We start from the raw sequence: 11,732 nt of genomic DNA, 5'->3' as shown, positions 1-11,732 counted from the left end.
TGCCTGGCAATCAAATGATGGAACATCATGAACCCTAATTACCTTGATTTCGAACAGCCGATCGCCGACCTGGAAGCCAAGATTGAAGAGCTTCGCATGGTGGGCAACGACACCGACATCAATATCACCGATGAAATCAGTCGGTTGAAGAAGAAGAGTGTCAGCCTGACAGAGACCATCTTTTCTGATTTGCAGCCCTGGGATGTTGCCCGCTTGGCACGGCACCCGCGCCGACCCTACACTCAGGATTACATTGATCTTATTTTTGATGATTTCGATGAGCTGCACGGCGATCGCCGCTACGCCGACGATTTGTCCATTGTTGGAGGCACCGCTCGGCTGGACAACAAGCCGGTCATGGTGATCGGCCACCAGAAAGGCCGCGAGGTGCGCGATAAGGTCAAGCGCAACTTCGGCATGCCGCGCCCGGAAGGTTACCGCAAGGCCCTGCGCCTGATGGAAATGGCCGAGCGTTTCAAGATGCCGATTCTCACCTTTATCGACACGCCCGGCGCCTATCCCGGCATCGGCGCTGAAGAGCGCGGCCAGAGTGAGGCCATTGCCTTCAACCTGGCGGTGATGTCCCGGTTGAAGACACCGATTATCTCAACGGTAATCGGGGAGGGTGGTTCCGGTGGTGCACTGGCCATTGGTGTGTGCGACCAGTTGAACATGCTGCAGTACTCCACTTATGCGGTTATTTCGCCGGAAGGTTGTGCTTCTATCCTCTGGAAAAGCGCCGAGTACGCGGCTCAGGCCGCTGAAGCCATGGGCGTTACCGCCCAGCGCCTGAAGGAACTGGGCGTTGCCGACAATGTGATTGATGAGCCTCTGGGCGGTGCTCACCGTAACCCGGAGAAAATGGCGGAAACCCTGAAGGCCAGGCTGGCCAAGGGTGTCGCAGAACTGAGCCGGTTACCTCTGGACGAACTGGTGTCCCGCCGGTACGAGCGCCTTACCAAATATGAAAGCGGGCGGTAACACCGCCCGGGAATCTGACTGGCCGCAGGACCTGAGCGGGCCGGTCAGCGCACTTCCTGATTATTCCCGTATCCTGGTCGCCCTCAGCGGTGGCCTGGATTCTGTTTTGTTGTTGCATGTGGCGGCAGCCTGCCACTGCAATGTCTCTGCCCTGCACATCAATCATCAACTGCAGCCTAATCATCAGCAGACAGAGCAGTTCTGTCGGTCACTGTGCGAGCGGCTGGCTGTTCCCCTTGTCGTTGAGCGCGTGCAGGTGGCGGTGGGCGAATCCGGCACCGGTGGCCTGGAAGAAGCGGCCAGAACGGCCCGATATGATGCGTTCCGTGGCGTGCTTGGCGCTGGCGATCTGCTGCTGATGGCCCACCACGCAGACGACCAGGTTGAGACGGTGCTGTTTCGGTTGCTCCGTGGAACCGGCGTGACGGGTCTGGCGGGCATGCCTGAAAGCCGGCCCCTTGGCCGGGGAGCCCTGTTTCGGCCCTGGCTGACGGTAAGCCGTGACCGGCTGGCGCAGGTGGCCCGGGGCGCCAACCTGTCATGGGTGGAGGACCCGAGCAATGCCAGCCTGACGTTTGATCGCAATTACCTGCGCCATGCTGTCCTGCCGGAGCTCAAGGAACGCTGGCCGGGCCTGCTGAAACGGGTGGGTCACAGTGCCCGGGCCTGTGCCGAAAGCGATGCGCTCAATCATCGGTTGGCGGAATTGCAGTGGCAGGCTTGTTCCGATGCGGGTCAGGTTCGGCTGACGGCGATTCAGGCCTTGAGCCCTCTGGAGCAGCGCAATCTGGTTCGGTGGTGGATACATCAGCAGGGGTGGACGATGCCAGCCCTGGCAGATTGGGACCAGTCGCTGGCGCAGCTGATCCAGGCCGGCGAAGACCGCGCGCCGGAAATTCGCGGTGATGGTTTCAGTTTGCGCCGGTATCGGGGGTACCTGTACCTGGTGCCAAACGTGGAAGTGCCGACGCGCTCAGTCAGCCTGGAACTTGGTCGCCCGCTGCACTGGGGTCCCTGGACACTGAGGCTCGTGCCTGCAGCCATTACACCGGAAACAGTGCCCCCGCCAATACGAGTATCTACGAGGCAGGGCGGCGAACGGCTCCGCTTTGGCGCTGACGGACACTCGCGATCGTTGAAAACCTGGTTGCAGGAGCAAGGAGTGCCACCTTGGGAGAGGGCTTTACTGCCGCTGGTTTACCACGAAACACCCGGTGCCAGTGAGCTGATTGCCGTTGGCGATTTATGGTGTTCTGGACAATACTCGGGAAGCGCCCCTGCCACTGGCTGGCGGCTGATTGTGGAGAGGGATTGTGATTGAGTACAGGGGGGCTTTCTGGTAGTCTGGCGACCCATCTTGAGATGAACAATCTCCCTCCTTCACCGAACCAGATAATCACGGAATCTGCATGACGCGTTATATTTTCGTCACCGGCGGTGTCGTGTCCTCCTTAGGCAAAGGTATTGCGTCTGCCTCACTGGCAGCCATCCTCGAGGCACGCGGCCTGAAGGTCACTATTCTCAAGCTGGACCCGTACATCAACGTGGACCCCGGCACCATGAGCCCGTTCCAGCACGGTGAGGTATTTGTCACCGAAGACGGCGCGGAAACCGACCTCGACCTGGGCCATTACGAGCGCTTTATTCGTACTCCCATGAGCAAGCGCAATAACTTCACCACCGGCCGGGTGTACGAAGAGGTTATCCGCAAAGAGCGTCGTGGCGACTATCTCGGCGGTACCGTGCAGGTAATTCCTCACATTACTGACGAAATCAAGCGGCGCGTGGTTGAGGGTGCGGCCGGTTCAGACGTAGCCCTGATTGAAGTGGGCGGCACTGTAGGTGATATCGAATCACTGCCGTTCCTGGAGGCCTGTCGCCAGCTGAAGGTGGAAGTAGGTTCACAGCGAGCACTGTTTATGCACCTGACACTGGTGCCTTACATCGCGACCGCTGGCGAAATCAAAACCAAACCAACCCAGCATTCCGTGAAAGAAATGCGCTCCATCGGCCTGCAGCCGGATATCCTGCTGTGCCGTTCAGAGCACGAAGTGGATGCCAGCTCCCGTCGCAAGATCGCTCTGTTCACCAACGTAGAGGAGCGAGCGGTTATTCCGATGCAGGACGCCAAGTCCATCTATGCCATTCCGCGCATGCTGCACGAATACGGCCTGGACCAGCTGGTGATCGAACGCTTTGGCCTGGATGCCCGTGAAGCAGACCTGAGCGAATGGGACGACGTTGTGGAATCCTTGATGAATCCGCAACAGGAAGTCACCATTGCCATGGTCGGCAAGTACATGGAGCTGCTGGACGCCTACAAGTCCCTGATCGAATCCTTGTTGCACGCTGGCATCAAGACCCGCACCAAGGTCAATATCAACTACATTGACTCCGAAGACATCGAGCGTGATGGCACCCGTGTGCTGGAATCCGCCGATGCCATCCTGGTGCCGGGCGGCTTTGGCGAACGGGGTGTGGAGGGCAAGATCCGCACCGTTCAGTACGCCCGTGAAAACAAGGTCCCTTACCTGGGTATCTGTTTGGGTATGCAAGTGGCGGTTATCGAATACGCCCGCAACGTGGCCGGCCTGAAAGACGCTCACAGTACCGAATTCCGTGAGCACACCCCGGAGCCGGTGGTTGGTCTGATCACCGAATGGCTGGACGCCAGTGGCGCGACCGAAGCGCGCACCGAAGCCTCTGATCTTGGTGGCACCATGCGCCTGGGTGCGCAGGATTGCATACTGACCGACGGCTCCACGATTGCTGCCTGCTATGGCAAGAAAACCATTCGCGAGCGCCATCGCCACCGCTATGAAGTCAACAACCACTTCCTGCCCAGCCTTGAGGAAGCCGGTCTGAAAATCTCCGGCCGCTCTGCCGATGGCAAACTGGTGGAAGTCGTTGAGGCGCCGGAGCATCCGTGGTTCGTGGCCTGTCAGTTCCACCCGGAATTCACCTCAACGCCTCGCGACGGCCACCCGCTGTTCAAAGGCTTTGTTGAGGCGGCACTGGCCAACCGGAAAGGATCCTGAGCATGGCGCAGAGCAAGGTAAACGTCTCGGGCATTGAGGTTGCCAACGACAACCCGTTCGTATTATTCGGTGGTATGAACGTGCTTGAATCCCGTGAACTTGCCTTTGAGGTTGCTGAAAAGTACGTGGATGTCTGCGGTCGTCTTGGCATCCCGTACGTTTTCAAAGCCTCCTTCGACAAGGCCAACCGCTCGTCCATCAACTCCTTCCGGGGCCCTGGCCTCGAGAAGGGGTTGCAGATCCTGGCGGACATCAAAAGCAAGTTTGGTGTTCCGATCATTTCTGACGTGCACGAGCCGGAGCAGGCTGCGCCGGCGGCGGAAGTCTGTGACATTATTCAGTTACCGGCGTTTCTGAGCCGCCAGACAGACTTGGTCGTGGCCATGGCCAAAACCGGCTCTGTCATCAACATCAAGAAAGCCCAGTTCCTGGCGCCCCAGGAAATGAAGCACATCATCACCAAGTGCGAAGAAGCCGGCAACGACAAGGTTATCCTTTGCGAGCGCGGTAGCAGCTTCGGCTACAACAACCTGGTGGTCGACATGCTGGGCTTTGGCATCATGAAATCGATGAACGTACCGGTGATGTTCGATGTGACTCATTCGTTGCAAATGCCGGGCGGACGAGCAGACTCCGCCGGCGGTCGCAGGGCCCAGGTTACTGACCTGGCACTGGCGGGCATGTCTCAAGGCCTGGCTGGCTTGTTCCTTGAAGCCCACCCGGACCCGGATCAGGCTATGTGCGACGGCCCCTGCGCCTTGCGCCTGAGCCAGTTGGAGCCGTTCCTGCAGCGGGTGAAAGCTGTAGACGACCTGGTAAAAAGTTTTACACCTATCGACACCGCCTGATTGGCGGTGTTGGCTATTTGAAAGGCCGCATATTCCTGAAGTTGCCAAACCTGACGGCATACTGCGGACTACGAGAGCGAATGACTGGAAAGCTTTGGCGAAAATTTCGAAGGCCAAGGATGACCTGAGAGAAGCGCACATGGATGTGCTCGTAGCGGTTTTCGCCAAGGCTTTCCAGTTGTTCGCTCCGGCACCAAATTAAAAGTTAAGACTGGAGAAACAACCGAATGACCAAGATTGCCAACATCAAAGCCCGTGAGGTTCTGGATTCCCGCGGTAACCCTACAGTAGAAGCCGACGTTATTCTGGAAGACGGCACCATCGGCACCGCTTGTGCGCCTTCTGGTGCTTCCACCGGTTCCCGTGAGGCATTGGAGTTGCGTGATGGTGATGCTTCTCGTTATCTGGGTAAGGGCGTCCTGAAAGCGGTTGATGCGGTAAACAGCAAGATTCGTGAGGCATTGGTCGGTAAAGATTCTGCGGATCAGCGTGGTCTGGACCAGATTATGCTGGATCTGGACGGCACCGAGAACAAGGCAAACCTGGGCGCCAATGCCATCCTGGCGGTTTCCCTGGCTGCCGCGAAGGCCGCTGCGACTTCTCTGGGCAAGCCTTTGTATGAGCACATCGCCGATGTAAACGGCACCTCCGGAGAATTCTCCATGCCGGTACCGATGATGAACATTCTGAACGGTGGTGAGCACGCGGATAACAACGTGGATATCCAGGAGTTCATGGTTCAGCCGGTTGCGGTGAAGAGCTTTGCAGAGGCTCTGCGTGTAGGCGCCGAGATCTTCCACAGCTTGAAGAAAGTGTTGAAGTCTCAGGGTTTGAACACCGCTGTAGGCGACGAAGGTGGTTTTGCGCCGAACCTGCCGTCCAACGAAGCGGCCCTGGCTGCGATCAAGCAAGCTGTTGAAGACGCTGGCTATGAGCTGGGTAAAGACGTAACCCTGGCGCTGGATTGTGCCTCTTCCGAATTCTATAGAGACGGTCAGTATCAGCTGTCTGGTGAAGGCAAGAGCTTTGATTCCGAAGGCTTCGCCGATTACCTGGCTGGCCTGTGTGAGCGTTATCCGATTGTGTCCATCGAGGATGGCATGGACGAAAGCGATTGGGATGGCTGGAAGATCCTGACTGACAAGCTGGGCAGCAAGGTGCAGCTGGTGGGTGATGATCTGTTTGTCACCAACACCAAGATCCTGAAGCAGGGCATCGAGAAGGGTGTGGGCAATTCCATTCTGATCAAGTTCAACCAGATTGGTAGCCTGTCCGAGACTCTGGATGCCATCAAGATGGCTCAGGATGCCGGCTATACGGCGGTGATTTCTCACCGTTCCGGTGAAACTGAAGACACCACCATTGCGGACCTGGCGGTTGCGACCTGCGCCGGCCAGATCAAGACGGGTTCTCTGTGCCGCTCAGACCGGGTTGCCAAGTACAACCAGCTGCTGCGTATTGAAGAGGCGCTGGAAGGTAAGGCTCCTTACCGTGGCCTGAGCGAGATCAAGGGTCAGGGTTAAGACCTGCGACATTTTTGAGTCTGCCAGCGCTCGCTGGTAAGTAACAAAATGTTAAGGCCATCGCGTTCCGGATGAAAATTCGGACACGATGGCCTTTTTGTACAGTGACTTACAAGAATTTGTTGCTAATCTACTATAAGGTCTATACTTGACCTTCGACTCTTTCGATAAATCTGGTTATTTTCTGAGCTGATTTGGCATGAAAACGCTTTGGGCCATTCTGGTAGTGCTGATTCTCCTGCTGCAGGTTCGCCTGTGGGTTGGGGAGGGCAGCTTTGCGCAGGTTTGGTCGTTGGAGAAGGCGATTGCTGAGCAGCGGGCTGAGAATGCCGGGTTGGCGGGGCGTAATGACCGGCTTTATGCGGAGGTGCGGAATCTTCGTAACGAGCAGGGAGCGGTGGAAGAGCGTGCCCGCATGAATCTTGGGCTTATTCGTGAAGACGAGACGTTTTTTCTCGTGGTCGAGAACTGATTTCGGCTTTGGGTGTTCCGAGCACCGGGGAGTGTCTCTCCGGGAACCGCTACGAGCACATCCATGTGCGCTTCTCTCAGGCCATCCATGGCCTTCGAAATTCCCGGAGAGACACTCCCCGGCGCTCTCCTGACATAGTGCGGGCTTTCCGATTATGAAACCTCAACTTTGGCTTGTTGTTCCTGCTGCTGGTATCGGCCAGCGCATGAAAGCTGAATGTCCCAAGCAGTACCTCAAGATCAATAACCGTTTTATCCTCGATATCACGCTCTCCCGTTTGTTGGATAACGCGCCGTTCAAGGGTTGTATGGTGCCGTTGAATCCGGCAGATCACTGGTGGCCGGATAGTGAGTCGTCTCAGGATGATCGTATCCAGAGTTGTACCGGGGGCAAGGAGCGGGCGGATTCGGTGCTTTCGGCGTTGCATGCGCTGGCGGAGCAGGCGGATGAGTCGGATTGGGTGCTGGTGCACGATGCGGCGCGGCCTTGTTTGCATGCCGACGATCTTTCCAATCTGATTGATACCCTTTCTGAGCACCCGGTTGGCGGACTGCTGGCGGCGCCGGTGGCGGATACGTTGAAGCTGGCGGATGACGGTATTCCGCCAGAGGTGGCGCAGACGGTGGATCGGAGTCGGTTGTGGCGGGCGTTGACGCCGCAGATGTTTCGGTTTGGTGCGCTCAGGGCGGCCCTTGAGTCTTGTCTCGAAAATAACCAGCCGGTTACCGATGAGTCCTCTGCGATGGAGTTTTCCGGTAAGATGCCTGTTCTGGTGGAAGGGCGGCCGGATAACTTGAAGATTACGGTGCCGTCGGACCTTGCGCTGGCCGAGTTTATTCTGGGTCGGCTGTAGGGTTTTCCCGCCTCTTGTTTATATCTGTTTTTCTCGGAGACGATGATGCGCATTGGTCAGGGCTTTGATGTCCATGCCTTTGGTGAGGGCAGTTCTGTCATTCTGGGTGGTGTTGAGATTCCCCATAGTCATGGCCTGAAAGCCCATTCCGATGGCGATGTGTTGTTGCATGCGCTGGCGGATGCACTGCTTGGTGCGCTGGCGCTGGGGGACATCGGGCATTTTTTTCCGGACACCAGCGACGAGTGGGCTGGGGCCGATAGCCGGGATCTACTGCGGCGGGTAATGCAGCGGGTATTGGATGAGGGCTTTGCGGTGGTGAATGTCGACACCACGATTATTGCCCAGGCGCCAAAGATGGCACCTCATGTGGAGGCCATGCGCCTGAATATTGCTGAGGATCTGGGGGTGCCGGTGAATCGGGTGAGCGTGAAAGCCACCACCACGGAGAAGCTTGGCTTTACCGGGCGCGGTGAGGGCATTGCCTGCCAGGCAGTGTGTCTGCTCGAACCGGTGGCCATGTGAGTCAGGATAACGGTGCGCCCCGCTGGCGGCTTGAATGGCCCACGTCTTCGGGGAAGCGCCCGGGTAAGGCGCAGTTAAAGTCGGTTCCTGAGGATTTCCGGGTTACAGAGAGGCTCTGGCCAGATTCTGAATTGCCAGGCTCCACTCATGAAGGGGCTGGTGAGCACTTGTGCGTGCGTATCGAGAAGTCTGGCGACAATACCGAGTTTGTTGCTCGCGAGCTGGCAACCATGGCGAGTTGCAAGGCGTTCGAGGTGGGCTTTTGTGGCCTGAAGGATCGCCATGCGGTTACTGTGCAATGGTTCAGTCTCTACTGCCCGGGCCGGGAATCCGGGGATACCGCGCTGCTGCAAACCATAGGTGCCCGGTGGCCTGTGCTGGCGAGTGGCCGCCATGCCCGCAAGCTTCGCCGTGGCGAGCATCTGGGTAATGAATTTGACCTGGTGTTGCGACGAGTCAACGGCAATAGAGTGGACATTGAACAGGCGCTGACCTTGCTCGGCGAGCGGGGAGCCCCGAACTATTTCGGGCCACAGCGGTTTGGTATTGGCGGCGGTAATCTGGAGCGGGCGGTGAATCTTGACCCCACCCGTTTGAACCGGAAGAGGGGCAGCCGTCGCGGTGGCGGTGGCGGAAGTGGTTCGAAAAACGTATTGTACTTTTCGGCGGCACGTTCCTGGCTGTTCAACGAAGTTCTGGCGGCCCGGGTTGAAGCGGGCGCCTGGTTTACCGGCATGCCCGGCGAGCCCTCTGAGGATGGTCATCCCACCGGGCCGTTGTGGGGCGATGGTGGCACTCTGGCAACCGGAGCGCTGGCTGAGCTTGAGCGCGCAGTGGTTGCGGAATACCCGGAGTTTGAGCGGTTGTTCTTTACCACCCGCATGAAACCGGAACGCCGGAACCTGGTAAGCCGGCCTCAGCAATTGAGCTGGCAGTGGCTGGATGACAATGCCCTGCGGTTACAGTTTTTCCTGCCACCGGGGCAGTATGCCACCACGGTGCTGGGTGATATTTTTGAGCTGCAGGACATGAGCCTCAGCCGTGATAATAAGCAAGAAAGCTAGCGGAGAACACTGTGCGTATTTTGTTGTCCAATGATGATGGCGTGCATTCGCCGGGCCTTGTGGCCCTGTATGAAGGCCTTGGCGGTCTGGGTGTGCTGGAAGTGGTTGCACCGGACCGTGATCACAGCGGGGCCAGTAATGCGTTGACGCTGAGCCGCCCGCTGACTGTCGAAGAGCATCCCAACGGGTTTCATTCGGTTGATGGCACGCCCACCGATTGCGTACATCTGGCGGTGAACGGTCTGTTCGATCAACCCTTCGACCGGGTGGTTTCTGGGATTAACACCCATGCCAACCTGGGCGACGATATTATCTATTCCGGAACCGTGGCCGCGGCCACCGAGGGGCGTCATCTAGGGCTGCCGGCGATTGCTGTGTCGCTGGTTAACAACGGTCATTTCCATTATGACACCGCCGCGCGTGTGGTTCGGTTGCTGCTTGAAGACAAGCGTGCACTGGCGTTGGGGCCGCGTTCCATTCTGAATGTAAACGTTCCGGATCTGCCCTGGCACGAACTCTCCGGCATTCAGGTTACTCGCCTGGGCCATCGGGAGAGGGCAGAAGGGGCGGTTCCCATGACTTGCCCCCGAGGCAAGCAGCGCTACTGGATTGGTGCCGCAGGCCGCGGCGGCGATGCCGGGCCTGGCACGGATTTCCATGCGGTACGTGAGGGTTATGTTTCCATTACCCCTGTCCACGTTGATATGACCCGTTACGAAGCACTGCCAGAGCTGCGGGACTGGGTAGATGGTTTGGAAGGTGCCAGGAGGGCGACATCGTGATCGCTCAACTTGAAGGGATCGGTATGACGTCCAGGCGCACCCGCCTGCGACTGGTGCAGCGGTTACGGGAAGCTGGCATTGAATCAGATCGGGTATTGGAGGTGATTGGTCAGGTACCCCGGCACATCTTTCTGGACGAAGCTCTTGCCCATCGCGCCTATGAGGATACCTCCCTACCTATCGGTTATGGCCAGACCCTGTCCCAGCCCTACATCGTCGCGCGCATGACCGAGTTATTGCTGGCGCATCAACCGGCCCGCGTGCTGGAGCTGGGTACTGGTTCCGGGTATCAGACCACAGTGTTGTCGCAGCTGTTTGCCGATATCTTCAGTGTTGAACGCATTCGGCCACTGCAGGAGCGGGCCCGGGACCGTCTTCGGCAACTCAATATCCGCAATGTCATGCTCAAGCACGCCGACGGTGGCATGGGCTGGCCCGAACGGGGGCCTTTTGACGGCATTATCGTGACCGCTGCGCCGGTAGACGTACCACAGGAATTGCTCGATCAGTTAGCCGATGGTGGTGTACTGATCGCTCCGGTTGGCGAGCACCAGCAGGTTCTGGTGGAGATCATTCGCCGTGGGGAACGTTTTGAGCGGCGCGAACTGGAGCCTGTTCATTTTGTACCCTTGCTGGGCGGGGTTGTTCGCTGATGCAGCCGCCATCCGATCGCGAAACGAGCCGTGAGCACCACCTGGCAGGAGTATTCCTGCGGGGCATGGCCATGGGGGCAGCGGATATCGTACCAGGGGTGTCTGGTGGGACCATTGCGTTTATAACCGGAATCTATTTTCGCCTGCTCGAAGCGATCAGCGCCACTCCGGTGGCCTTCGTTAGGCAACTGCTCAGAGGCGACGTGGCCGGATTTTGGCGCTCGGTGGATGGCACCTTCCTGATGTGCCTGATGGCCGGTGTGTTAAGCAGTATCGTGAGTCTGGCGTCGCTGATTACCTGGCTCCTGGACACCCATCCGGTGTTAATCTGGAGTTTCTTTTTCGGCTTGATTGTTGCCTCTGTCTGGCATGTAGGGCAGCAGGTTCGTCGTGCAACGGCGGTATTGCTGGTCCCACTGGCCTGCGGCATCGTTTTTGCCTGGTGGGTAACCACACTGCCTGCCAGCGAACTGGCACCAACAGGCCTTGCATTTGTGGGGGCGGGGGCGCTGGCCATTTGTGCGATGATTCTGCCCGGTATCTCCGGCAGTTTTCTGTTGTTGATCATCGGCATGTATGCACCGGTTCTGGCCGCTATAAAATCCGTGGAGCTGGCTCATCTCGGGCTGTTTGTTTCAGGGTGCGTGATCGGCCTTCTGTCTGTTGCCCGGATAATCACCCTGGCATTCCGGCATTTTCACGACACGGTATTGGCGCTATTGACGGGCTTTATGGTGGGTGCTCTGAGCAAGGTTTGGCCATGGCAGCAAACCCTGAGTTGGCGCACTAACAGTGCTGGTGAGCAGGTGGCCGTAAGCCAGTCACCGGTAGGCCCGGAAACCTGGGCCAGCCTGTATGGCCAGGACCCGCAGGTAATGTTGGCCATTGCCATGGCCATTGCAGGTTTGGTGGTCGTGCTGGCGCTGGAATGGTTCGGGAGGATATCTGCCCGACGGCACCAGAATGTGGCGCCGTGACCGGTCAAAGTGTTAC

At 58.1% G+C, this 11,732-nt stretch carries 12 protein-coding genes; all 12 read left to right on the top strand.

The annotated features are described in order from the left end of the window. The first annotated feature begins 27 nt into the window (after positions 1 to 27). A complete protein-coding gene (gene accA / locus ABIE59_RS14790; protein WP_354448085.1) occupies positions 28 to 981 on the top strand; it encodes an acetyl-CoA carboxylase carboxyl transferase subunit alpha in 954 nt (317 codons plus the stop codon). Then, complete coding sequence (gene tilS / locus ABIE59_RS14785) at positions 965 to 2,302, top strand: tRNA lysidine(34) synthetase TilS (RefSeq protein WP_354448083.1); 1,338 nt, start codon at positions 965 to 967, stop codon at positions 2,300 to 2,302. Before accA ends, tilS begins: the two co-directional genes overlap by 17 nt. A gap of 88 nt (positions 2,303 to 2,390) precedes the next feature. Further along, on the top strand, positions 2,391 to 4,019 hold the full coding sequence (gene pyrG / locus ABIE59_RS14780) for a CTP synthase (RefSeq protein ID WP_319635261.1): 1,629 nt from the start codon (positions 2,391 to 2,393) through the stop codon (positions 4,017 to 4,019). Between the two features lie 2 nt (positions 4,020 to 4,021). Then, complete coding sequence (kdsA, locus tag ABIE59_RS14775; RefSeq protein ID WP_354448081.1) at positions 4,022 to 4,867, top strand: 3-deoxy-8-phosphooctulonate synthase; 846 nt, start codon at positions 4,022 to 4,024, stop codon at positions 4,865 to 4,867. Positions 4,868 to 5,094: 227 nt separating this feature from the next. Beyond that, positions 5,095 to 6,390: a phosphopyruvate hydratase gene (gene eno / locus ABIE59_RS14770; RefSeq protein ID WP_354448079.1), complete on the top strand. Its 1,296-nt coding sequence runs from the start codon at positions 5,095 to 5,097 to the stop codon at positions 6,388 to 6,390. Between the two features lie 199 nt (positions 6,391 to 6,589). Then, complete coding sequence (locus tag ABIE59_RS14765; protein WP_022990067.1) at positions 6,590 to 6,862, top strand: septum formation initiator family protein; 273 nt, start codon at positions 6,590 to 6,592, stop codon at positions 6,860 to 6,862. 154 nt (positions 6,863 to 7,016) lie between these two features. Further along, a complete protein-coding gene (gene ispD, locus ABIE59_RS14760; protein ID WP_354448076.1) occupies positions 7,017 to 7,715 on the top strand; it encodes a 2-C-methyl-D-erythritol 4-phosphate cytidylyltransferase in 699 nt (232 codons plus the stop codon). 45 nt (positions 7,716 to 7,760) lie between these two features. Continuing rightward, positions 7,761 to 8,240 carry a 2-C-methyl-D-erythritol 2,4-cyclodiphosphate synthase gene (gene ispF / locus ABIE59_RS14755; protein ID WP_354448125.1) on the top strand — a complete coding sequence of 160 codons (480 nt, stop codon included), beginning with the start codon at positions 7,761 to 7,763 and terminating at the stop codon, positions 8,238 to 8,240. Beyond that, complete coding sequence (gene truD / locus ABIE59_RS14750; protein ID WP_354448074.1) at positions 8,237 to 9,304, top strand: tRNA pseudouridine(13) synthase TruD; 1,068 nt, start codon at positions 8,237 to 8,239, stop codon at positions 9,302 to 9,304. The genes ispF and truD overlap by 4 nt, the downstream gene beginning before the upstream one ends. A gap of 11 nt (positions 9,305 to 9,315) precedes the next feature. Next, entirely contained in the window at positions 9,316 to 10,086 is a 771-nt protein-coding gene (surE, locus tag ABIE59_RS14745; protein ID WP_354448072.1) for a 5'/3'-nucleotidase SurE, read from the top strand. Then, positions 10,083 to 10,739 (top strand): protein-L-isoaspartate(D-aspartate) O-methyltransferase, encoded by a 657-nt coding sequence (locus ABIE59_RS14740; RefSeq protein WP_354448070.1) that lies wholly within the window; start codon positions 10,083 to 10,085, stop codon positions 10,737 to 10,739. Before surE ends, ABIE59_RS14740 begins: the two co-directional genes overlap by 4 nt. After that, positions 10,739 to 11,716: a DUF368 domain-containing protein gene (locus ABIE59_RS14735; RefSeq protein ID WP_354448068.1), complete on the top strand. Its 978-nt coding sequence runs from the start codon at positions 10,739 to 10,741 to the stop codon at positions 11,714 to 11,716. The genes ABIE59_RS14740 and ABIE59_RS14735 overlap by 1 nt, the downstream gene beginning before the upstream one ends. Positions 11,717 to 11,732: the final 16 nt, after the last annotated feature.

Origin of the sequence: Marinobacter sp. MBR-99, assembly GCF_040547575.1 — a bacterium.
In the GTDB taxonomy this organism is placed as follows: domain Bacteria; phylum Pseudomonadota; class Gammaproteobacteria; order Pseudomonadales; family Oleiphilaceae; genus Marinobacter.
This window is presented reverse-complemented; position numbering and strand designations above follow the sequence as displayed.

Excerpts from the sequence above, each read along its gene's own strand:
- accA (WP_354448085.1), top strand. The coding sequence starts at position 28 with ATGAACCCTAATTACCTTGATTTCGAACAGCCGATCGCCGACCTGGAA.
- tilS (WP_354448083.1), top strand. The coding sequence starts at position 965 with ATGAAAGCGGGCGGTAACACCGCCCGGGAATCTGACTGGCCGCAGGAC.
- pyrG (WP_319635261.1), top strand. The coding sequence starts at position 2,391 with ATGACGCGTTATATTTTCGTCACCGGCGGTGTCGTGTCCTCCTTAGGC.
- kdsA (WP_354448081.1), top strand. The coding sequence starts at position 4,022 with ATGGCGCAGAGCAAGGTAAACGTCTCGGGCATTGAGGTTGCCAACGAC.
- eno (WP_354448079.1), top strand. The coding sequence starts at position 5,095 with ATGACCAAGATTGCCAACATCAAAGCCCGTGAGGTTCTGGATTCCCGC.
- ABIE59_RS14765 (WP_022990067.1), top strand. The coding sequence starts at position 6,590 with ATGAAAACGCTTTGGGCCATTCTGGTAGTGCTGATTCTCCTGCTGCAG.
- ispD (WP_354448076.1), top strand. The coding sequence starts at position 7,017 with ATGAAACCTCAACTTTGGCTTGTTGTTCCTGCTGCTGGTATCGGCCAG.
- ispF (WP_354448125.1), top strand. The coding sequence starts at position 7,761 with ATGCGCATTGGTCAGGGCTTTGATGTCCATGCCTTTGGTGAGGGCAGT.
- ABIE59_RS14735 (WP_354448068.1), top strand. The coding sequence starts at position 10,739 with ATGCAGCCGCCATCCGATCGCGAAACGAGCCGTGAGCACCACCTGGCA.